Origin of the sequence: Romboutsia hominis (genome assembly GCF_900002575.1) — a bacterium.
Lineage (GTDB): Bacteria > Bacillota > Clostridia > Peptostreptococcales > Peptostreptococcaceae > Romboutsia_C > Romboutsia_C hominis.
Genome location: NZ_LN650648.1, coordinates 2,323,027 through 2,347,523, shown reverse-complemented (window position 1 = coordinate 2,347,523; position 24,497 = coordinate 2,323,027). Strand labels below are relative to the sequence as shown.

The window sequence follows — 24,497 nt, the reverse complement described above, 5'->3', positions numbered from 1 at the left end:
CTTTTTTATATAATAGTGTTTTATTACACATAACTTAAGTGAATTTTTTAGTTTAAATATATATTTATAGCTTATTAAATACAAAAAAGCATAAAAATATAAAACATTCATAAAATATTCATAAAGTTAGGCTATAGTAAATGTAAATGAACATACTCCATAAAATAGATTGAAATATATAAAAAGATAGGATAAGTTTTGTTGAGAGCTTGTCCTATCTTTTTATTAAGCTTTACTAAATTAATACGTATATTAAAATATAGATTATAAATAAGATTTGCGATATAATGTGTAAGCTAATAATTCAAGAAAGTGAGAGTTTAATGAAAAAGAAAATAATTATAGGAATGCTATTAATAATAGCTATAATTATAGCAATAATTATAGCGAGTAAAAAAGATGAAAAAGATGGAGTTTATTTTACAGATAAAACTTACAATAAAGAGATTAACCCAATATCAAAGGAAACTGCTGTGAATATAATAAAAGCAGAATATGGAGATCTTGTAACTGTAAATAAAGATGATATAAAAAAAGTTGGAGACAAGTACAAGGTTGAACTTTTTATAACTATAAATGATGAAGAACACAGTCATAAAAAAAGTATAGGAGTTCATGAAATAGATATTTATACAGGAGATATGAAGATAGTTAATTAAGTATTTGACTTATTATGTGATAATAATAAACTTAAATAGTGTATACTAATTATAAATGTGATACAATAAATATATAATTATTTAAGTTTGGAGGATTAGAAGTTGAGACCATTAGAAAATGAGTTAAAATATTTAAAACTACTATCAAAACAATATCCAAGCATATCAAAAGCAAGTACTGAAATAATAAACCTAGAGGCAATACTTAACTTGCCTAAAGGAACGGAACACTTTATAACAGATATACATGGAGAATATGAGCCTTTTGTTCATGTTTTAAAAAATGGCTCTGGAGTCATAAAAAGAAAGATAGAAGAACTATTTTCAAATACTATGAGAGAAAATGAGAAAAAAGCATTAGCTACTTTAGTATACTATCCAGAGCAAAAACTAGATTTGATAATAAAGAAAGAAGAAAATCTAGAAGATTTTTATAGAATAAATATATATAGATTAGTTGAACTTTGTAAATATGCATCTAGTAAATACACTAGATCAAAAGTAAGGAAATTATTACCAGAAGATTTTAAGTATATAATAGAAGAATTACTTCATGAATCTATAGATATAAAGCATAAACAATGTTATTACCAAAGTATTGTAGATACAATAATAGAAACTGATAGAGCAAAAGAATTTATAATAGCTATATCTAAAGTTATACAAAAACTAGTAGTAGATAGACTTCATATATTAGGAGATATATACGATAGAGGACCAAGACCAGACGTAGTAATAGATACTTTAATGGATTATCATTCAGTGGATATACAATGGGGAAATCATGATATACTTTGGATGGGTGCTGCAAGTGGAGAAAAAACTTGTATAGCAAATGCTCTTAGGATATCAGCTAGATATGCAAATCTAGATATAATAGAAGATATATATGGAATAAATTTACTTCCTCTTGCTACTTTTGCTATGGAAACTTATAAGGATGACCCTTGCCATTGTTTTATTCCAAAAATTAGTGATCAAAATGTATCAACAAAAGAAAAATCATTAATAGCTAAAATGCACAAGGCAATAAGTATTATACAGTTTAAGTTAGAAGGAGAAGTTATAAATAGAAGGCCTGAGTTTGAGATGCAGCATAGACTTTTACTTAATAATATAAACTATGAAGAAAATACTATTAAATTAAAGGGTAAAGTATATAAATTAAAGGATTCTAATTTCCCAACTATAAACAAAAATAACCCATATGAGTTAAGCAAAGAAGAAAATGAAGTTATAGAAAAATTAGTATCATCTTTTAAAAATAGCGAAAAACTTCAAAAACATATTTCTTTTTTATTCTCAAAAGGAAGTATATACTTAACAGCAAACTCTAACTTACTAATACATGGATGTGTACCTTTAAATGAAGACAAGAGCTTTATGTCTATGAAAATACAAGGTAAAGAATATAAGGGTAAAGCTTTAATGGATAAGATGGAAGCTATATCTAGAGAAGGATATTTCTTTAAAGAAAATACAACTCAAAAGCAATATGGAATGGACATGATGTGGTATCTTTGGACAGGAAAGTGTTCATCATTATTTGGTAAAGATGACATGACTACTTTTGAAAGATATTTTATAGCGGAGAAAGAAAGTCACAAGGAAAATAAAAATCCATATTTCAAATTAAGAGAAGATGAAAAGATGTGTGAAAAGATATTTGAAGAATTTAACTTAGACCTAACAGATAGCCATATTATAAATGGTCATGTTCCTGTAGAAAGTAAAAATGGTGAAAGTCCTATAAAGGCAAACGGAAAAATACTAGTCATAGATGGTGGCTTTTCAAGGGCATACCAAAATAAAACAGGACTTGCAGGTTATACTTTAATATATAATTCTCATAGTTTACAATTAGTTTCACACCAACCTTTTACATCAGCAGAAGATGCTATAAAAAAAGAAAGTGATATACTATCAACTACAGAAGTAGTAGAACATAAAGCAAAACGTAAAACAGTAAGAGATACTGATGCAGGTAAAATATTAGAACAAGAAGTAAAAGACTTAAAGTTACTTTTATTAGCTTATAGAAAAGGATTAATTAAAGAAAAATAAATGTTTTCCTAAAATTCTTGACAGAATTAAATACCTATTATAAAATTATAATATAAATAAAACTTGAATAAAAATATACAAATATTTACTTATCAATATTTTGGATTGTTACTGATAGAGCAGGCAATACCTAAGTTGAGACTTTATTTTAGTGTCTTAATTTAGGTATTTTGTATTTATACATATATTTTGTTAAAAAATAATTAAGGTAAAAATATATATAAAAAACAACTAAAATTTAAACTAAGTTTATTTAAAAATGATTGATCTAAAGAATAGAGGTGAGTATATATGCTAATTCAAAAAATATACAATAACAATGTAGTATTGGTTGTAGATGATGAAACTAATAAAGAACTAGTACTCACTGGATGTGGAATTGGATTTAAAAAAAAGGTTGGAGAAAAAGTAGACCAAGATAAAATTGAAAAGAAATTTGTTATGGAAGATGAAAACTTAGCTAAAAAGATAACTAGGATAGTTACTGAAGTGGATGAAGATATATTTAATGTAACTTCTAAGATAATAGAATATGCAAAGCAAAATTTAAATGCAGAACTAGATGATTATATATATGTAGCATTAGCAGATCATATATCATTTGCAATTAAAAGGTATAATCAAAATATAGAAATTAAAAATGATTTACTTTATGAAATAAAAAGGATTCATAAAAAAGAATTCCAAATAGGAATGTGGGCAATAGATTATATAAACAAAGAATTTAATGTAAATTTCACAAAGGATGAAGCAGCATTTATAGCTATGCATATTATAAATGCAAATTATAAAGAAAGCACTAAAGAATCATTTTTAATGACTAAGATAGTAAAAGAAATACTAAATATTATAAGATATTATTATTCAGTAGAATTTAAAGAAGATGATTTTAACTATGATAGATTAGTAACTCATTTAAAATTCTTTGCAAAACGACTTATAAAAAAAGAACAAGTAGAAAATAATGACAATGAACTTTTAGAAATTATAAAAATTCAATATGAAAAACCATATAATTGTTCTTGTAAGATTAAAAAATATATAGAAGATAATCATGAGTATGTAGTTACAGAAGATGAACTTTTATATCTTACACTACATATAAATAGAGTAATAGCAGCTATAAAGTAAAATATTATAAGGTTAAACCTTTAATAATATATATATTAAATAGAAAGTATAAACAATAAGATTGTTACTGGTTGAGCAGGCAAGACTTAAGTTTATAAAAGTAATAATAAGTTAAATTTATGTAATAATTACAATCAATATATACATAATAATATTGATTGGATTTGCAATAATTTATCTTTAAGTTATTTTTATAGATTTAAGTCTTTTTTATTTAATCAATGAAAGTTAAAACTTTCTAAAATTAAAAATATAAAGGAGAGGTATTATGAAAAAGATATTTGGTGTCTTACAAAAAGTAGGGAAAGCTTTAATGCTACCAGTTGCATTACTTCCAGCAGCAGGTATATTACTAGGTGTAAGTAATGCATTAGCTAACCCGGCATTAGTTGAAAAAATGCCGTTTTTATCAACGGGAGCTTTTCCACTTATAATAAATATAATGGAAAGATCTGGAGGAATAATATTTGATAACTTACCTTTACTATTTGCCGTTGGGGTGGCAGTTGGATTAACTGAAGGTGAAGGTGTTGCAGGACTAGCTGCAATAGTTGGTTTCTTAATAATGAATACATCTATGGGTATAATGACTGGTGTAACACCAGATATGATGGGTAACCCAATGTATACAACAACTGTTGGTATACCAACTCTTCAAACAGGAGTTTTTGGTGGTATCATAATTGGTATAATTGCAGCAGGACTTTATAAGAAGTTCTATAAAATAGAATTACCTCAATACTTAGGATTCTTTGCAGGTAAGAGATTTGTTCCAATAGTTACAGCAGCATCAGCTATATTAATAGGTATAGCCTTATCATTTATATGGCCACCTATACAAAATGCATTATTAAACTTCTCAAGAACAGTAATAGAAGCTAACATAACATTAGCAGCATTTGTATTTGGTATAATAGAAAGAGCATTAATACCTTTTGGATTACATCACGTGTTCTATAATCCTTTCTGGTATCAATTTGGTGAATACATAGATAAAGCAGGAAACTTAGTAATGGGTGACCAAAGTATATTCTTTGCTCAACTTAAAGATGGTGTAGCATTTACAGCAGGTACATTTATGACAGGTAAGTTCCCATTTATGATGTTTGGACTTCCAGCAGCTGCACTTGCAATGATTCATACAGCTAAGCCAGAAAAGAGAAAGTATGTTGCAGGTATAATGGCATCAGCAGCACTTACATCTTTCTTAACAGGTATAACTGAACCATTAGAGTTTGCATTTTTATTCGTTGCACCAGGATTATTTGCAGTACACTGCTTATTTGCTGGTTTATCATTTGCTGTAATGCAAATACTAAATGTTAAAATAGGTATGACATTCTCAGGTGGGTTATTTGACTTCTTACTATTTGGAGTATTACCAAATAGAACGCCATGGTATTTAGTAATACTAGTTGGTGCAGTATTTGCAGTAGTTTACTATTTCGGATTTAGATTCTTAATAACTAAGTTTAATTTAAAGACTCCAGGTAGAGAAGATGAGAGTGAAGACAGCACAAATACAACATTAAACAACAGTGAATTAGCAGCAGGTATACTAGAAGCATTAGGAAACAAAGAAAACTTAAAAAGTTTAGATGCTTGTATAACAAGACTTAGAGTAGCTGTTGAAGATATAAATAAAGTAGACCAAGCAAGACTTAAAGAACTTGGAGCTGCAGGTGTTATGGTAGTTGGTAACAATGTACAAGCTATATTTGGGCCAAAATCAGATACATTAAAATCAGAAATAAACGAAATAATATCTGGAAAAGTAAAAGTTAATGCACCTAAAAAAGGTGAAATCAAAAAGGCTGAAGTAAAAGAAGATAAGCCTAAGGCTAAAGATGAAGTAGAATTAACTTCTACAGGTGAAGAAATAATATCTTTAGTGAATGGTGAATTAATGGATATATCACAAGTTCCAGATGAAGTATTCTCAACTAGATTAATGGGAGATGGATTTGCTATAAAATCTAATGATGGAGAAATATATTCTCCAGTAAATGGTACAGTAGGAGTCGTATTCCCAACGAAACATGCAGTGATAATAGAATCAGAAAATGGAAGAGAAGTGCTTATACATTTAGGAATAGAAACCGTTAAATTAGAAGGTAAAGGCTTTGAAGTATTTGTTGAAGTTGGACAAAAAGTTAAAGCTGGAGATAAACTAGTAAAAATGGATTTAGATTATATCGAGAAAAATGCAACATCAACAATAAGTCCAGTAGTATTTACTAATTTAGGACCAGATGAAAAGATATCTATAAAAGAAGGTCCTATAAAAGCTAAGGAAAAAAATAGAGTAAGTATAGTTAAATAGTTAATAAAAAAGCTAGTTATAAAATTTTATAACTAGCTTTTTATACTAAAATGATATTCTTAAATATTTAAGCTAAATTTGACAATATTAAGAAAAAAATAAGTAAAACGACATTTGAAATAAAATTTAGTATGGTATTTTTTGCAAATAGATTGAAGTAACTAGAATTTTGACATAATAATGTAAATCAAGTATAATTAATAAGATGAATTTAACTACAAATGAAATTCTTAAACGAGGTGGAAAGTGTGGATAATATAATAATACAACCAGTATTGGTTGGTGGTGATATAAATTGCTACTCAGTAGCAAGAGCATACCATGAAGCTTATGGAGTTAAGTCTATAGCTTTTGGTAGATATGCATTAGGGGCGACAAAAGATAGTAACATAATAGATTTTAGAATAGACGAAAGAATAACAGAAGAAAAAGAGTTTATAGATGTATTACTTAAAACTGCAGATGAATTAGCTGCACCTAATAAAAAGCTAATAATAATGGGATGTACTGATGAATATGCAGAATTAATAATAGACCATAGAGATATACTTAAAGAAAAGTACATAGTTCCATATATAGGCAAGGAATTAAAAGATAAGTTAATAGAAAAAGAATTATTCTATAAAATGTGTGAAGAAAAAGGATTAGACTATCCTAAGACTTTCATATATTCAAAAGGTGATGAAATAAAAGACTTTGGATTTAAGTATCCAGTTATAATAAAACCTTCTGACAGTGTATTATATTGGCAATTCCCATTTGAAGGAATGAAAAAAGCTTATATAGCACAAAATGAAACAGAGTTCAAAGAAATAACGAACTCAATATATGCTGGTAAGTATGACAAAAACTTAATAATACAAGACTTTATACCAGGGGATGATTCACATATGAGAGTTTTAACTTGCTATTCTGATCAACATGGTAAAGTTAAAATGATGTGTTTAGGACATGTATTATTAGAAGAGCATACTCCAAAAGGAATAGGAAATCATGCTGCTATAATAACAGAATATGATAAAGACTTAATGGAAAAGTTTAAGGCATTTTTAGAGGATATAAATTATACAGGATTCTCTAACTTTGATATAAAGTTTGATAGTAGAGATAACACTTATAAAGTGTTTGAAATAAACTTAAGACAAGGTAGAAGTAACTACTATGTAACTAGTTCAGGAAACAACATAGCTAGATATGTTGTAGAAGACAGAGTATATAACAAAGAATTAGATTTAAAAATACAAAAAGATCCATTCTTCTGGCATGTTATACCAAAGAATGTAGTTTATAAATATGTTAAAGATCAAGCTTTAGTAAATAAAGCTAAATCATTAGTAGCACAAGGAAAAAGTGCAACTTCATTTGGATATGACAAAGACTTAAAAGGAAACTTTAAAAGAAGTTTATATATATTATTATATAACATAAACCAAATGAGAAAGTTCAAAAAATATTGTAAATAGATTGGTGAGATTATTATGAACAAGACAGTTGGAGTTATTGGTGGATTAGGACCTATGGCCACGGTTTACTTTTTTGACATGGTAGTGAGATTAACAGATGCAAAGTCTGATCAAGATCATGTTGATATGATAATAACTAACCGAGCTACTACTCCTGATAGAACCGCATACATAATAGGAGAAAGTGAAGATTCTCCAGTAGATGTTCTTATAAAAGACAGTAAAAGGTTAGAGGCATGTGGCTCAGATTTTATAGTGATAACTTGTAATACAGCACATTATTTCTATAAAGAAATTTCAGAAAGTGTAAATATACCTGTTGTAAATATAATAGAAGAGACTGTAAAACATGCTAAAGAAAATGGACACAAAAAATTAGGTATATTAGCTACAACTGGAAATATAAAAACTAAGTTATATCAGAATATGTGTGAAAAATATGAAATAGACTATTTAACACTAGATGAAGATAGACAAAGTGATGTAATGAGTATAATCTACAATGATATAAAAAGTGGAAAGCCTGCAAATATGAATAAATTCGATGCTATTATTGACTATCTAAAGTCAAATGATTGTGATGGAGTTATACTAGGATGTACAGAGCTTTCAATACTTAAAAATGACAACAATTTAGATGGTAAATTTTATATAGATTCGCTAGAAGTTTTAGCTAGAAAGTCTATAGAAAATAGTGGTAAAAAAGTTAAGGAAGCTTAAAATAAGCTTTATATATAATTTAAAGACTAAAAACAAAGAAAGCAGAGTGGTATATACTACTCTGCTTTTATAAAGATAATAAAAATTAGTATCTTAAATCATTAAAGTCTTATAAAAGGTATAAAATTGTATAAAAAGTTATATGTATAACAATAATTTTTTTTATCAAAAAACTCAATATTGTGCTATACTTACATAGATAAGAAGACTTATTAGGAGGGCTAAAGATGAAATTATTAGAAGTTATGAATGGGGTAGAATTTACCTCTCAAAAGCCTTGGAATGAAATAGAAAATACAGAAATAAAAGACATAGCATACAACTCTTCCAAATGTGAAGACGGATATATATTTGTAGCGATAAAGGGTGAGACTGTAGATGGTCACAAATATGTTAAAGATGCATATAAAAGAGGAACAAGAGTATTTATACTACAAGATGATGTAGAATTAGGAGAAGATGCTATAAAGCTATTTGTAAAAGATAGTAGGATAGCACTATCAAATATGTCATCAAATTACTTTGGTAATCCATCAAGAGAATTAAAAGTAATAGGTGTGACAGGAACTAAAGGAAAGACAACTATAACTAATTATATAAGTGAAGTATTAAACCAAGCTGGAATAAACACAGGGGTTATAGGAACTAATGGAACTTTCTACAATGGTAAGAGTGAAAAAACAGTTAATACAACTCCTGAAAGTTATGAATTACACCGAATATTTAGAACTATGCTAGATGAAGGTGTTAAATGTGTATCTATGGAAGTTTCTTCTGGTGGAATAATGATGAATAGAGTTGAAGATGTAAACTTTGATATAGGAATATTCTCGAATTTATCTCCAGACCACATAGGGCCAAAAGAACATCCAACATTTGAACATTACTTAGAGTGTAAGGCTAAATTATTTACATTATGTGACCATGGAATAATAAATATAGATGATAAGCATGCTAAGGACATAATAAAACATGCAACTTGTCATATAGAAACTTTTGGGATAGAGAAAGATGCAGATTTAAAAGCTAAAAATATAAAGTATTCTAGAGAACTAGATTCATTAGGGACAAGCTTTGATGTAGAAACTAAAGATGATATATTTAATGCATATATATGTTCGCCAGGTACTTTTAGTATATACAATGCACTAGCAGTTATATCAGTTTGTAGATATTTAAAGATAGACCAAAGATTAATGTTAGATGCCCTTAAAAATGCTAAAGTAAAAGGTAGAGTTGAAGTACTTCCTGTACTTGATTATGCAACGGTAATAATAGATTATGCTCATAATGGAGTTAGTTTAGAAAATATACTTCAAACTCTTAAAAAATATGATCACAATAGATTGATATGTTTATTTGGATCAGTTGGAGGAAGAACTAAGTTAAGAAGAAAAGAACTTGGAGATGTTGCATCCAGAGAATGTGACTTATGTATATTAACAGGAGATAACCCAGATTTTGAAGATCCAATGGATGTAATAAATGATATAGCTAAGTCATTTGAAGGTTCAAAATGTGAGTATATAAAAGTGCCAGATAGAGAAGAGGCCATAATAAAAGCTATAGAGATAGCTAAAGAAGGAGATATGATAGTCTTTGCAGGAAAAGGACATGAAGAATATCAACTTATAAAAGGTGAAAGAGTACCTTTTAGTGAAACAGAAATAGCTAAAAAAGCAGCAGCTAAGTTAATGGAAAGCAGAAAAATTATGGTAGAATCCTTATAATTAAAGAGACTAAAAAGGGAAGTTTAATACTTCTCTTTTTAGTGTCTATACTAATATTAAAAAAATGGAGAAATTTCATGAATGAAGGGAAAATATTTTTATCATTACTAGAAAAATCAAGCTTAATAATAGTTTTATTTATAATGATAACTAAGATAAAGGGGTTTAAGTACATATTTCAAAAAGAAAAATATAAAGCTAAAGATTTAATGATAATATCTATTATATTTAGTTTATTAGCAATACTTGGTACTTACAATGGAATAAGTGTACAAGGTTCTCTTGCAAATACTCGAATAATAGCCATAGTATCTGGAGGTGTATTATTTGGACCTTTAGTTGGTATAGTATCGGGTGTAATATCAGGAGTTCATAGATATATAATAGATATACATGGCATAACCTCTTTTCCATGTTTTATATCTAGTATATTTGCAGGAATTATATCGGGATATTTTTACAAAAGAATAGATGATAAATATAGATGGATATATGGTATTTTATGTGGTGTAATATCAGAAAGTTTTACTATGTTGTTAATATATTTGATTTCGAAGCCACATAATGTAGCAGTAAATATTATACATAAAATATATATACCAATGATAGTAGGTCAAATTGGTATAGGTTTTTTAGTATCTATTGTACAAGCTATAAAAAAAGAAAAGGATGAAGTAGCAGCATTTCAATCAAAGTTAGCGCTAGATATAGCAAATAAGACACTACCTTACTTTAGGTCTATAAATAAAGATTCCTTAAGAATTATATGTCAAATAATAAAAGATGAAATTAACTCAGATTCAGTAGCAATAACAGATAGAGAAAAAGTATTAGCCTATGTAGGAATAGGAGAAGAAATATTTAATAGATCTACAGGTCTTAGTGATATAACCAAAGAATCTATGGAAAAAAATAAAATATTAAATATAAAAGTAGAAAATGAAGGGTATTCTGTAAGTGAGAAAGTAAATTTAAAAACAGTCATGATAATACCTTTAACTGAATCCAATAAAGTAATAGGAAGTCTAAAGATATATTATACAGAGCAATATGATATGAGCCATTCAAAAAAAGCGCTAGCCATAGGATTATCTCAAATGATATCTACATTAATGGAAGTATCAAAGATTGAAAAAATGAAAGAGGCTAAAAATAAAGCGGAAATAAAAGCTCTACAAACCCAAATAAATCCTCACTTTTTATTTAATGCATTAAATACTATAACATCTTTTATAAGAATTGATCCAGATAAAGCAAGAAAGCTTATTATAAATCTTTCTACTTATATGAGATATAATCTAGAAGTTACAGACAATCTTATTGATATAAATAAAGAATTAGAACAAGTAAAAGCTTATGTAGAAATAGAAAAAGCACGATTTGGAGATAAACTAAATGTTATTTATGATATAGATGATGATATACAAGTGAAGATACCAAGCCTTATAATACAACCTCTAGTAGAAAATGCAATTATACATGGAATAAGAAAAAATGGAGGACATGGCGTAGTAGTAATAGGAGTTAAAAAGAAAAAAGAAAAAATTAACATATGGGTAGAAAATGACGGATTAACTATAGATCAAGAGATAATTAATAGAGTTTATAATAATAATATGCCAGAAAATAAGATAGGTCTTTATAATGTTCACTTAAGACTTAAGTTAATATATGGACATGGCTTAGATATAAAGAGGTTAAACCCAGGAACTAAGATAGAATTTAAAGTATAGAAAGGGGATGCTAGATGAAAGCTATAATAGTTGAAGATGAGTTTCCAGCAAGAGAAGAACTAAAATATTTTATAAATAATTTTAGCAATATAGAAGTGATAAATGAGTTTGATAATGGAGTAGATGTACTAAAATTTATACAAGAAAATAGTGTAGATGTAATATTTTTAGATATAAATATACCTATGCTAGATGGTATGCTACTGGCAAAAACAGTAAGACAATTTAAAAAAAGCCCCAAAATAGTTTTTATAACAGCTTACAAAGAACATGCAGTAGATGCATTTGAATTAGAAGCTTTTGATTATATATTAAAGCCATACTCAGATGATAGAATTATATCTATGTTAAAAAAACTTGAAAAGAGTGATACTCTAGATGAGAGTGTTACTATTTCTGAGGAAGTAACAAATGAAAATAAGAAAAACTTATCTAGTGTTACTTTATGGAAAAATGATAAGTTAATAGTAGTTAATATAGAAGATATATATTATTGTGAGGCAAGAGAAAGAGAGACTATAGTATTTACAAAAGATAATGAATACATAGTAAAGGGATGTATAAAAGAGTTTGAAAAAAATCTAGGAAAAGAAATATTCTTTAAGACACATAGGTCCTTTATTGTAAATGTATATAAGATAAAAGAAATAATACCATGGTTTAATAGTACATATAAGTTAAAATTAAAAGATATAGATACAGAGATACCTGTTAGTAGGAGTAATATAAAAGAATTTAGAAAAATTATGCATATATAATTGTATTTTATGTTACTATTTATGCATTTCATGTAAAAATATATCTTTAAAAGTTAAAAAAACGTTATTATATCCTTGGAATAATTAATACAAAAACTTAAAAGATAAAAGTTTTAAAAAGGAGAAAAGGTATGATAACATTTTTAGTATGCTTAGCAATACTTATAGTTGGATACTTCACTTATGGAACTTATGTAGACAAAATGGTTAAGTTAAGTGATGATAATCAAACTCCAGCAGTAAGATTACAAGATGGAATAGATTATATTCCGATGCCTTGGTACAAGGTATTTTTAATACAATTTTTAAATATAGCAGGAACAGGTCCTATATTTGGTGCTATAATGGGGGCATTATTTGGTCCAGTAGCATTTTTATGGATAACGTTTGGTACTATATTTGCAGGAGGAGTCCACGACTTCTTCTCAGGGGTTATATCAATGAAGCATGATGGTATGTCAGTTTCTGAAATAGTTGGTATATACTTAGGTGGAAAGATGAAAACAGTAATGAGAGTATTCTCAGTAATACTTCTTATATTAGTTGGTACAGTTTTCGTTACATCACCAGCAGGTCTTTTAAAATCTATGACAGGTGTAGATCAAATAGTATGGATAGTACTAATAATAATATACTATATAGCTGCGACTGTTTTACCAGTTGATAAGGTTATAGGTAAGATATACCCATTATTTGGAGCAGCTTTATTATTTATGGCTATAGGATTAGCAGGAGCTATGATAATAGGTAACATGAATGGAACTATGGTAATGCCAGAATTAACTTTACAAAATATGCATCCAGATGGATTATCTTTATTCCCATTCTTATTCGTAACAATAGCTTGTGGGGCGATATCAGGATTCCATGCGACTCAGTCACCTATGATGGCTAGATGTATAAACAACGAAAGAGAAAGTAAAAAAGTATTCTATGGAGCAATGGTTGTTGAAGGTATAGTTGCATTAGTATGGTGTGCAGTTTCAATAGCATTCTTTGGAGATAGTTTATCGCTACAAGCAGCATTAGCTGAATTTGGTGGTCAGTCAGGAGTTGTTGGATTAATATCTAAGTCATTATTAGGTCAAGTTGGTTCAATACTTGCAGTACTTGGGGTTGTCGCTTGTCCTATAACAAGTGGAGATACAGCATTTAGAAGTGCAAGACTTACAATAGCAGATTCATTTAATATAAAGCAAGATACATTTATGAGTAGATTTAAGATAGCTATACCATTATTCATAGTATGTATATTCTTAACTACAATAGACTTTAACATAATATGGAGATATTTTGCTTGGTCTAACCAAACATTAGCTACAATATTCTTATGGACAGCTACAGTGTATTTAATAAAGAACAATGTTAATTACTGGATAACTTTAGTACCAGCAACATTTATGACATCAGTATGTATGTCATATATATTACAAGCTCCAGAAGGATTTAGATTAAATGCTACATTATCAAATGGAGTAGGAGTAGTAGTTGCATTAGTATTATTTGGATTATTCTTAGTAAATAAACAAAAATTTGCTAATATGGATATAAAGAAAAATGCTTAATAAAATATAAAAAAGAGTTACCTTAATTGGTAGCTCTTTTTTATATTTTAGATTACTTGATTTACCTATTTAATTAAAGTAAATTAATTATTTTGCTTAGAAAGTTACTGGCAATAAAAAATTCGCTTAGCTTATGTCGTCAACGATTTTATCTATTACCCTAAAATTCTTTTTTACTTTTACCAAATATGTTATTGTCATTTTAATCTATAGATTATAATCAATTATTAAGTAAAAAAGTATCTATAAATATAAAAATTTATAGATACTTAAAATTATTTATTATACGTTAAATCTAAATAATATAACATCTCCATCTTTAACTACATAATCTTTACCTTCAAGTCTAACTAATCCTTTTTCTTTAGCAGCAGTCATAGTTCCAACTTGAGCTAGATCTTCAAATGCTATAGTTTCTGCACGTATGAATCCTCTTTCTATATCAGAGTGTATCTTTCCACCAGCTTGAGGTGCTTTAGTACCAACTTTTATAGTCCAAGCTCTAACTTCTTGAGGACCAGCAGTTAAGTAAGAAACAAGTCCAAGTAAAGCATAAGAAGATTTTATTAATTTATCTAGACCAGATTGTTCTAAACCTAAAGTTTCTAAGAATTCTTTCTTTTCTTCATCAGTGTCAAGTTCAGATATTTCTGCTTCTATTTGAGCACAAACAACAACAACTTCAGCATTTTCAGTAGCAGCAAATTCTCTAACTTGATTTACGTATGGATTGTTTGCAGCTTCATCAGCTAAATCATCTTCACTTACGTTTGTAGCGTATATTACTGGCTTTGAAGTAAGTAAGTTTAATGAGTTAACAAAAGTTTGCTCATCTTCAGTGAAATCCATAGTTCTAACACACTTACCATCTTCTAAAGTTGCTTTTATAGCATTTAAAAACTCTAATTCAGAAACTAAAGACTTATCTGCTTTAGCAGCTTTTTGAGTTTTTTGTATTCTTCTATCTAATATTTCTATATCAGAGAATATTAACTCTAAGTTTATAGTTTCTATATCTCTAAGTGGATCAACGCTTCCATCAACGTGAACAACGTTAGGATCTTCAAAACATCTAACAACGTGAACTATAGCATCAACTTCTCTTATATGAGATAAAAATTTATTTCCAAGTCCTTCACCTTTAGAAGCTCCTCTAACAAGACCTGCTATATCACAGAATTCTATTGCAGTAGGAACTATTTTTTTAGAATCATATAACTCTTTTAATTTATCTAATCTTTCATCTGGAACAGCCACAACACCAACATTTGGCTCTATTGTACAGAAAGGGTAGTTTGCAGATTCTGCACCTGCTTGAGTTATTGCGTTAAATAGTGTACTTTTACCAACATTTGGTAAACCAACTATACCTAATTTCATATTCATCGTCCTCTCTTTTATGATAATTTAAACAACCTGCATGTTGTAAATATCAGATTATTGAATTTATTATACTATTTTAACAAAGTCATATTATGGGTTATTAAGTTAGACTTTGTTATTTTAGACATACATATTAATTATACATCATATATATAACAGATGTAAACTAGGCATGTACATCAAAAACCACTTTTGGAGTTGATAGTATGTTAATTTTGATTACCTTATTTATAACCATAGGATTAAGTTTAATACTAAAAGGCTACATGGAAAATATATTTATAATTATAAGTGCCATAATATTTTATAGACAGATAATAATATATAAAGAATATAAAAATCTACCTTATGCTTTTTTTATTTCCTTTATAGTATTAAACCCATTTATTTTTTTTATTAAAGAAAGTGTAAACATAAAAGAAGTACAACCTATAGGTGAAAAAGAAGAAACTTTAGTGTTATTAGTATCTGAGGGTGAAGATAGAAATTATAATATAAGAGAAAGAACTACTCAAATATATTATGAAAATGGGTATAAATCATTTATAACGGGTATAAGTGATTTATATAAATATAAATCTTATTACACAGACTTAGGAGATAGCGATTTTAAAAGGAAGACAAAAGAAATCGAAGAAAAGTTAAAACTTCATTTAGGAGAAGGATATGAGGTAGTAAATACGTATATGTACTCAAAACCATATTTTGAAAAAAGTATAGAAAATATAGTAGAAAGTAGGTATAAAAAAATAATAGTATGTCCTTTGTTTATGACAGAAGGAAAAGACTACAAAATATTTAAAGAAAGATATGAAAAATTAACACTAGTTCATCATGATTTATTTAATGTAGAAATATTAGAACCACTTTATAAATCGAATAATTTAGCTATGGTTTATAAAAATGAAGTAATAAGAAAAATAAATGAAATAGATGATGATGCTGGAGTACTATTAATAGGATTTGAGGATAAAAACAATTTAGAACAAGATATATTATTTAGAGAAAAAATAAAAACATATATAGAATATGAAGATAAAGATGATAGAATTCAAATAAAAATGCCTCTTTTAGAAAATAATAAAGACGATATAATAAAAGATGGGGAAGAATTGTTAGAATATGGAATAAACACATTGTATGTTGTTTTTCCTACATGCGCAATAGATAGTATATACACAAGGTATTTAGTAGATAGTATACTTAAAAATCTTGATATGGGAAATACTAAATTTTACTATATAGACCCTGAAAAAAAGATAGATTCTATAGTTGATGAACTTTTTACAAGAATATCATTAATGAATACGTAGGAGGATAAGATGGAAAAAGACGTAAAAAAAATAAGCTTAGGTCAAAATATTAATTTAACATTAATACCTGCAAGTAAGTTTAAGTCTAATTTAGTTAGTATATATATACAAAGACTATTAGACAGAGAAGAAGTAACAAAAAATGCATTATTACCTGCTATAATAACTAGTGGATGCGAGAAATATCAAAGTTCAAGAGAAATATCACATAAGTTAGATGATTTATATGGTTCATCTGTTATGGGAGATGTATCTAAAAGAGGAGAACGTCAAGTAATAAGTTTTAAAATAATAAGTACTAATCAAAAATATTTAGATGAAAAGATATTTAAAGATGTAATTGAGTTTTTTAATGAAGTATTAAATAAACCTTTAGTAATAGATAATGGATTTAAAAAAGATTACGTAGATATAGAAAAAAGAAACTTAAAAGATAGAATACAAGCAAAAATCAATGATAAAGGTAGATATGCACTTGAAAGATGTTTTGAGGAAATGTGTAAAGATGAAAGATATAGTATAAGTGAATATGGATACGAAGAAGATTTAGAAAAAATAAACGAAAAAGACTTATACGAACATTACAAGAAAATAATAAAAACATCTCCAATAGACATAGTTGTAGAAGGAGATTTTGATGAAGAAGAAGTAAAAGAAACAATAACTAAAAACTTTACTTTTGAAAGAGATGAAATAATAGATATACCAAGAGCTACTTATGAAAAGAAAGTAGAAAAAGTAAAAACTATTGAAGAAAAAATGGATATAACTCAAGGTAAATTAGTAATGGGATATAGAGCAAATATAGACTATATAGACGAAAGCAAATACTATCCATTAATAGTTGGTTCTAATGTATTAGGTGGTGGACCACATTCTAAGATGTTTGTAAATATAAGAGAGAAAGAAAGCTTATGTTACTATATATATTCATCAGTTGAAAAATATAAATCAATATTATTTGTATCTTCTGGAATAGAATCTCAAAACTATGAAAAAACAGTGGAATTAGTAGGTAAGCAATTAGAGAGTGTTAAAAAAGGAGAAATTTCTAAAGAAGAAATAGAAAACAGTAAAAGTGCTTTAATAAATTCTATGAAATCATTAGGAGATAGCATAGGAGGAATGTCTGATTTTTATTTTGCACAGGGAATGAGTAAAACAAATTCTACAGTAGAAGAAATAATAAATAAAGTTGCAAGCGTAGAAATTGAAGATATAGTTAAAGCATTTGAAAATATAGAACTTGATACTATATATTTCTTAAGAAATTAGTGAGGTGATAGATATGGACAAAATAGTTAATGATATACTAAATGAAGAAATGTACTATGAAAAGTTAGAAAATGGACTAGATGTTTACTTTATGCCTAAAAAAGGATTTACTAAAAAATATGCAGTGTTAGCTACAAACTATGGTTCTAATGAACTAGAATTTGTACCTATTGGAGAAAATGAAAAAATAAGAGTAAATGAAGGAATAGCACATTTTTTAGAACACAAAATGTTTGAACAACCAGATGGTGGAAATGCTTTTGATAAGTTTTCTAAGTGGGGAGCAAGTGCAAATGCATTTACTAACTTTACTATGACAGCATATTTATTCTCATGTACTGAAAATTTCTATGAGAGCTTAGAACATTTAATAGACTATGTACAAACTCCTTATTTTACAGATGAAAATGTAGAGAAAGAAAAGGGAATAATAGAACAAGAAATTAAAATGTATAATGATGATCCAGATTGGAATGTATACTTTAACTGTCTTAAAGCATTATATGTTAATTATCCAGTAAGAGTAGACATTGCAGGTACTGTTGATAGTATATATAAAATAACAAAAGAAGAATTATACAAATGCTATAATACTTTTTATAACCCAGGAAATATGGCACTATTTGTTGTTGGTGACTTAGAGGTAGATAAGGTTATGGATGTTGTTAAAAAATCTAATAACTACGATGTAGACAAGTTATCTCATAAAATAGAAAAATTTTATCCAAATGAACCTAAAGAAGTAAATCAAAAGGAAGTAGTTGCGAAGTTCCCTATATCTATGCCAATGTTTAATATAGCATTTAAGGATGATAATGTAGGTATAAAAGGAAATGAACTACTTAAAAAAGAAATAGTTACTGAAATATTAATAGATATAATATTTAAAAAAGGTAGCAGACTATATGAAGATTTATATATGAGTGGATTAATAAATGAAAACTTTGGAGCAGGGTTCTCATCTCAAATCGACTATGCATTTACAATAATAGGTGGAGATTCGAATAATCCAAGAGAAGTAAAGAATAAAATATTAGAATATGTAGAAAAATATAAAAAAGAAGGCTTAGATGAAAAAGAGTTTGAAAGAATAAAGAAAAAGAAAATAGGAAACTTTTTAAAATACTTTGACTCTGTAAACTTTATAGCTAATAACTTTATATCTTATAAATTTAAGGATATAAATTTACTAGACTATCTAGATGTACTAAAATCAATAGAATTTAGTGAAGTAGAAAAAAGATTACACAGTCACTTAAAAGAAGAATATTGTGTAATATCTATAGTTGAACCAAGTGGAAAATAAAAAATAGCTAACTCATGAGAGTTAGCTATTTTTTATAGTGAAAAGTCAATAGAAAAATAAAAAAATTATAAATGAATACAAGTACTGGAATTTCAATGTATTTAAATTGTATAAATTAAGAGAAAACAGAGGTCTTTTGTTGACATAAGATACAACTTGGCAATATAATGAAGTTGTAGGTTATAAAAACTTTTGATTAAGTCACCTAAATAAATGAAGAATTAGGGGGAATTAATTTGAACAACATATACAACAAAAATAAAACGAATTATGTATTTTTATTATCGTTGATACTGTCAATATCAGTAGTCTTTTCTGGTATAGCATTTCCAGATAAATTCAAAGAAATATCTAACAACATGTTTAATGTCATAATACAAAATTTCAGTTGGGTTTACATAATAACCATGTTAATATTAGTAGGTTTTGCAATATTTTTAGTTTGCAGCAAATACGGAGATATAAAACTTGGTAAAGATAATGATAAACCAGAGTTTAGTAAACTATCTTGGTTCTCTATGCTATTTGGAGCAGGAATGGGAATAGGATTAATATTTTTCGGTACAATAGAACCAATGAAACATTTTATAGCACCAATAGGGGCTACACCTGCTTCTAACGAGGCAGTAACATTTGCAATGCAACAGTCTTATATACACTGGGGACTTCATCCATGGGCAGCATATTCTATAATGGGACTAGCACTTGCATACTTCCAATTTAGAAAAGATTCACCAGGGCTTATAAGTAGCATATTCTTACCTATACTTGGAGAAGATGGAGTAAGAGGTCCAATAGGAAAAACAATAGATATACTAGCAGTATTTACAACAGTAACAGGTATAGCAACATCTTTAGGTATGGGAACTATGCAAATAGCAGGTGGACTTGAATATGTATTTAACATAGAAAACACTTTAAAGTTACAAATAATAATAATAGCTATAGCAACTGTTTTATATATATTAAGTTCAACTAGTGGGCTTGATAAAGGAATAAAGATATTATCTAATGTAAACTTAAGTTTAGCAGTATTTATATTAGTTGGAGCAATAATAATAGGACCTAAATTAGAGATGATAGATAATCTTCGAAATGGAACACAAGCATACTTAACAGAGTTTATATCTCAAAGTATATACATGGATCCAAGCAAAGAATGGATAGGTCAGTGGAGAGTATTTTACTGGGCGCTATGGATAGCTTGGATACCATTTGTTGGGGTATTCATAGCAAGAATATCAAAAGGTAGAACAATAAGAGAATTTATCGTAGGTGTAACTTTAGCACCAGCCCTAGTTTGTATAGTATGGTTTACAGTGTTTGGAACCTTAGGTATACACTTAGGCCCAGTGTTTGTACAAGGTGCAACAAAGGTCACGGAATTAGCCTTATTTGAAGTATTTTCTCAATATCAATTTGGAGGAATGCTATCAATAGTAGCTATGGTACTTTTATGTACATTCTTTATATCATCAGCAGATTCAGCAACATATGTATTAGGAATGTTTACATCAAATGGAGATTTAAATCCTAAAGGAAGTAAAAAGATAGCATGGGGATTAATACAAGCTCTTCTTGCAATAGCACTTTTACTTTCAGGAGGACTAGATACACTACAAATGGTGTCTATAGTATCAGCATTTCCATTCACTATAATAGTTTTATTAAGCATTGTATCTATTATTAAGGCTCTTAGGGAAGAAGTTAAACAAGAAAATATATATGTAGTAAGCAAAAAATCAAGCTTATATAAAGATAGAAAGTCAGCAAAATACAATATAGAAAAAATAAACAATTAATTTATATAATAAAAGCAGATTATCACAGGACATAATCTGCTTTTATTTGTGCTTAAACATCATTTTTAGTGTTATCCTCATATAAAAATGAAGGAACTGAATGGTGGATACTGCTATCCCCAACAACTAATAATATATCATTTTCCATAAATTCTATGTAGGGTCCAGGTGAAATCATAAGCTCTCCATTCCTTTTAACACCAACTATTGTAGCGCCAGTATGCTGCCAAAACTTAGTTTCTCCAGAAGTCATACCTATAACTCTACATTCTTTAGTTATCTCAAATTCAAAAGGAACTAAAGGGTTTATATTGGCTAGCCTACTAGAGTAGTCTATTATTTTATTTATATTATCAAGTATTTCATTTTCTAACTGAGCTTTTGATGCTAAAAGTTTATTTAAATTAGATTTGTATGATGATACATTTGTAATATTTTGGTTCTTATTTAGAAAAGAAAGTGCTTTATCCGATGATAAAACTAAAATACCTTTTCCTTTAACGCTAGAAACTACGCCTAAATCTTCTAGTATTTTCATAGCTCTTCTAATTGTCTCAGGAGAAACATTATAGGTAGCAGCAAGAGAAGATCTTCCCTTTAGTAAACTGCCTTCTTTAATTTCTCCAAGGTGAATTTTATTAGCTATATCTAGAGCGATTTTATGATATATAGGCATTGAATATTTTTTTTCCATATCTTCACCTCAAGTATATACTTATCTATAATATTTTACTTCCAAGTAACTAATATGTCTATATAAATAAAATTAGCTAAATATTAAATATAATACTATTAACATTGAATAATTAGCATATATAAGATATATTAATATTATTAAAATATTACAGAGAAATTAATAATTTATACAAGTTTTATATTTACAATTAAATAAAAAACAAATTCAAGAGGTGAAAAATATGGACAGAGTAGCATTTAACATATTTGGGATAGATGTTATGTGGTATGGGATACTAATGGCTACAGGAATGATTTTAGGAACTATAATAGCTTTAAGGGAAGCTAAAAGAGTTGGAATTAAAGAAGATGATGTACTAGATTTAGCCATAGTTGCTATACCAACAGGTTTATTATGTGCAAGGTTGTATTATGTAATATTTAATTGGGAATATTATTCTCAATATCCTTCTCAAATACTAAACTTTAGAGGTGGAGGAATGGCTATACATGGAGCCTTAATAGGTGGAGTATTAGCTGGGTACATATTTACAAAAATAAGAAAAATAAATTTCTTAAAAATGGCAGATACAGTTATAATAGGTATGCCTTTAGCTCAATCTATAGGTAGATGGGGCAATTTTATAAATGGAGAAGCTCATGGAGGACCAACAACGCTACCTTGGGGCATAATGGTAGATGGTGTAAAGGTTCATCCAACATTTTTATATGAATCTATTTGGGATTTAGGTATATTTATATTCCTATGGTTATTTAGAAAGAAAAAGAAATATGAAGGGCAAATAATAGTATATTATATTATATTATATTCAACAGGAAGATTCTTTATAGAAGGTCTTAGAACGGATAGTTTAATGCTAGGGCCTATAAGAATGGCCCAAGCTATTAGTTTAATAGGAATTATAGGTGGTATTATTTGTCATATATACTTATCAAAAAAATCAAAAAAAGAAAACACAGAAGAATAAAGTTAGGTTAAGGAGAATATCAAAATGGAATTTCATCACGTATCAGTACTCTTAAATGAGTGTATAGATAATTTAAATATAAAACCAGATGGAGTGTATGTAGACTGTACAATGGGTGGTGCTGGACACTCAAAGGAAATAGTAAAAAGATTATCAGATAAAGGATTATTTATAGGATTTGACCAAGATAAAAATGCTATAGCTACAGCAAAAGAAAGATTAAGTGAATATAGCGATAGAGTAAGATTTGTTCATAGTAACTTTGAAAATATAAAAGAAGAATTAGAAAAAATCGGTGTAAATAAAATAGATGGAGTTTTAGCTGATTTAGGAGTATCATCTCATCAATTAGATGAAGCTGATAGAGGATTTTCATATATGCAAGATGCACCACTTGATATGAGAATGGACGTAAGATGTGATTTTTCTGCATATGATGTTGTAAATACATATAGTGAAGATGAATTACACAAAATAATAAAAGAATACGGAGAAGAAAATTGGTCAAAGCGTATTGCTAAGTTTATAGTTGAAGAAAGAAAAGAAAAACCTATAGAAACAACAGGTGAACTTGTAGAAGTAATAAAAAAGGCAATACCTAAAAAAGCTAGAATAGATGGACCACATCCAGCTAAAAGAACTTTCCAAGCTATAAGAATAGAAGTAAATAATGAATTAGGTGTAATAACTAAAATGATAGATGATGCAGTATCTATAATGAATAAAGGTGGAAGAGTTTGTATAATAACATTCCATTCATTAGAAGATAGAATAGTAAAAAATGAATTTAGAGACTTAGCATTAGATTGTGTATGTCCATCTCATATACCAATGTGTCAATGTGACAAAGAATCACTTGTAAAAGTAATAACAAGAAAACCAATATTACCAAGTGATGAAGAAATAGAAGTTAACCCAAGAAGTAGAAGTGCAAAACTAAGAGTATGTGAAAGAATATAATATAAAAAGAGTGTGTTGTGATTATAAAATCATAAAACACTCTTTTTTATTTTCATAAAGACAAAATTTTATTAAATAGATTATGTAAATTAATGTAATAAGAAAAAATTATTTTGTTATATATAATCATTTCCTAGTTTTTTTGTTTGTTATTGTATTTATTTTACGATGAAAGTTTAAAGGAAGGTAGTGCATAAACTTGAAATATATAAATAATTTACAAATTTAAATTTAGAAAGAATTTTATATAAAATAAATCAGAAGATAAAGTGAAGGTGGATTAATGGAAAAAAATAATAAAATCAAGGATATAAACGAATATAAAAAGAGAAAAAAGAATAAACATAAAATTATAAGAGTAAAAAAAATAAAAAAAATGATTTTTATTCTCTCATTATCAGTAGGAGTTTTTATGACATTAATAATAAATATATGTGGTTATTCAGTAATAGGGGAACTTAAATATAGCATAGGTAATCTTAAAAAGGAATTGAGAAAAGAAGAAATAAGGCTAGAGGAAGCAAAAGCTAATGCAGATACTAAAACCTCAATACAGGAAATAGAAAAAAGAGCTAGAGAAGAACTTAATATGGATTATCCTACAAAGAATCAAATAAGATACATACAGATTAAGTAGTAAGGGGGGAA

The 24,497-nt window shown here is 27.7% G+C and carries 19 protein-coding genes; 17 read left to right on the top strand and 2 right to left on the bottom strand.

The window, feature by feature from the left end; all coding sequences use genetic code 11:
- The first annotated feature begins 323 nt into the window (after positions 1-323).
- The 10 genes from FRIFI_RS11465 (at position 324) to FRIFI_RS11420 (ending at position 14,146) form a co-directional block, all read left to right on the top strand.
- Positions 324-659, top strand: coding sequence for a hypothetical protein (locus FRIFI_RS11465; protein ID WP_092924097.1), 336 nt, complete (start codon positions 324-326; stop codon positions 657-659).
- A gap of 102 nt (positions 660-761) precedes the next feature.
- Positions 762-2,723: a fructose-1,6-bisphosphatase gene (locus FRIFI_RS11460; RefSeq protein WP_092924100.1), complete on the top strand. Its 1,962-nt coding sequence runs from the start codon at positions 762-764 to the stop codon at positions 2,721-2,723.
- A 291-nt stretch (positions 2,724-3,014) separates the two neighbouring features.
- A complete protein-coding gene (gene licT, locus FRIFI_RS11455) occupies positions 3,015-3,854 on the top strand; it encodes a BglG family transcription antiterminator LicT (RefSeq protein ID WP_166505915.1) in 840 nt (279 codons plus the stop codon).
- 268 nt (positions 3,855-4,122) lie between these two features.
- On the top strand, positions 4,123-6,177 hold the full coding sequence (gene ptsG / locus FRIFI_RS11450) for a glucose-specific PTS transporter subunit IIBC (RefSeq protein ID WP_166505914.1): 2,055 nt from the start codon (positions 4,123-4,125) through the stop codon (positions 6,175-6,177).
- A 248-nt stretch (positions 6,178-6,425) separates the two neighbouring features.
- Positions 6,426-7,640, top strand: a complete 1,215-nt coding sequence (locus FRIFI_RS11445; protein WP_092924108.1) for a carboxylate--amine ligase — start codon at positions 6,426-6,428, stop codon at positions 7,638-7,640.
- 15 nt (positions 7,641-7,655) lie between these two features.
- A complete protein-coding gene (gene cuyB, locus FRIFI_RS11440; RefSeq protein ID WP_176579615.1) occupies positions 7,656-8,360 on the top strand; it encodes a cysteate racemase in 705 nt (234 codons plus the stop codon).
- Between the two features lie 227 nt (positions 8,361-8,587).
- On the top strand, positions 8,588-10,090 hold the full coding sequence (locus tag FRIFI_RS11435; protein ID WP_166505913.1) for a UDP-N-acetylmuramoyl-L-alanyl-D-glutamate--2,6-diaminopimelate ligase: 1,503 nt from the start codon (positions 8,588-8,590) through the stop codon (positions 10,088-10,090).
- A 77-nt stretch (positions 10,091-10,167) separates the two neighbouring features.
- A complete protein-coding gene (locus FRIFI_RS11430; protein ID WP_166505912.1) occupies positions 10,168-11,823 on the top strand; it encodes a LytS/YhcK type 5TM receptor domain-containing protein in 1,656 nt (551 codons plus the stop codon).
- Positions 11,824-11,837: 14 nt separating this feature from the next.
- Positions 11,838-12,581, top strand: a complete 744-nt coding sequence (locus tag FRIFI_RS11425; RefSeq protein WP_166505911.1) for a LytR/AlgR family response regulator transcription factor — start codon at positions 11,838-11,840, stop codon at positions 12,579-12,581.
- Between the two features lie 131 nt (positions 12,582-12,712).
- The gene (locus tag FRIFI_RS11420) at positions 12,713-14,146 is read left to right on the top strand and encodes a carbon starvation CstA family protein (protein ID WP_166505910.1); all 1,434 of its coding nucleotides are present in this window, start codon (positions 12,713-12,715) and stop codon (positions 14,144-14,146) included.
- 282 nt (positions 14,147-14,428) lie between these two features.
- On the opposite strand, the gene ychF is transcribed toward FRIFI_RS11420, so the two are convergent.
- On the bottom strand, positions 14,429-15,526 hold the full coding sequence (gene ychF, locus FRIFI_RS11415; protein ID WP_166505909.1) for a redox-regulated ATPase YchF: 1,098 nt from the start codon (positions 15,524-15,526) through the stop codon (positions 14,429-14,431).
- A 269-nt stretch (positions 15,527-15,795) separates the two neighbouring features.
- On the opposite strand from ychF, the gene FRIFI_RS11410 reads away from it, so the two are divergent.
- From FRIFI_RS11410 to FRIFI_RS11395, 4 genes are all read left to right on the top strand, one after another.
- Complete coding sequence (locus tag FRIFI_RS11410) at positions 15,796-16,842, top strand: CbiX/SirB N-terminal domain-containing protein (protein WP_166505908.1); 1,047 nt, start codon at positions 15,796-15,798, stop codon at positions 16,840-16,842.
- Positions 16,843-16,851: 9 nt separating this feature from the next.
- The gene (yfmF, locus tag FRIFI_RS11405; RefSeq protein WP_166505907.1) at positions 16,852-18,117 is read left to right on the top strand and encodes an EF-P 5-aminopentanol modification-associated protein YfmF; all 1,266 of its coding nucleotides are present in this window, start codon (positions 16,852-16,854) and stop codon (positions 18,115-18,117) included.
- Positions 18,118-18,130: 13 nt separating this feature from the next.
- Entirely contained in the window at positions 18,131-19,423 is a 1,293-nt protein-coding gene (gene yfmH / locus FRIFI_RS11400) for an EF-P 5-aminopentanol modification-associated protein YfmH (RefSeq protein ID WP_166505906.1), read from the top strand.
- A gap of 236 nt (positions 19,424-19,659) precedes the next feature.
- The gene (locus FRIFI_RS11395) at positions 19,660-21,225 is read left to right on the top strand and encodes a BCCT family transporter (RefSeq protein ID WP_240275604.1); all 1,566 of its coding nucleotides are present in this window, start codon (positions 19,660-19,662) and stop codon (positions 21,223-21,225) included.
- A 52-nt stretch (positions 21,226-21,277) separates the two neighbouring features.
- Here FRIFI_RS11395 and FRIFI_RS11390 read toward each other — a convergent pair whose 3' ends face one another.
- A complete protein-coding gene (locus tag FRIFI_RS11390; protein WP_166505905.1) occupies positions 21,278-21,919 on the bottom strand; it encodes a GntR family transcriptional regulator in 642 nt (213 codons plus the stop codon).
- A gap of 205 nt (positions 21,920-22,124) precedes the next feature.
- Between FRIFI_RS11390 and lgt the strand changes: the two genes are divergently transcribed.
- The 3 genes from lgt to FRIFI_RS11375 all read left to right on the top strand — a co-directional run bounded on the left by lgt (position 22,125) and on the right by FRIFI_RS11375 (position 24,486).
- Entirely contained in the window at positions 22,125-22,889 is a 765-nt protein-coding gene (lgt, locus tag FRIFI_RS11385) for a prolipoprotein diacylglyceryl transferase (RefSeq protein WP_278336173.1), read from the top strand.
- Between the two features lie 24 nt (positions 22,890-22,913).
- Positions 22,914-23,849: a 16S rRNA (cytosine(1402)-N(4))-methyltransferase RsmH gene (gene rsmH / locus FRIFI_RS11380; RefSeq protein WP_092924144.1), complete on the top strand. Its 936-nt coding sequence runs from the start codon at positions 22,914-22,916 to the stop codon at positions 23,847-23,849.
- Between the two features lie 283 nt (positions 23,850-24,132).
- Positions 24,133-24,486, top strand: a complete 354-nt coding sequence (locus FRIFI_RS11375; RefSeq protein ID WP_166505903.1) for a hypothetical protein — start codon at positions 24,133-24,135, stop codon at positions 24,484-24,486.
- Positions 24,487-24,497: the final 11 nt, after the last annotated feature.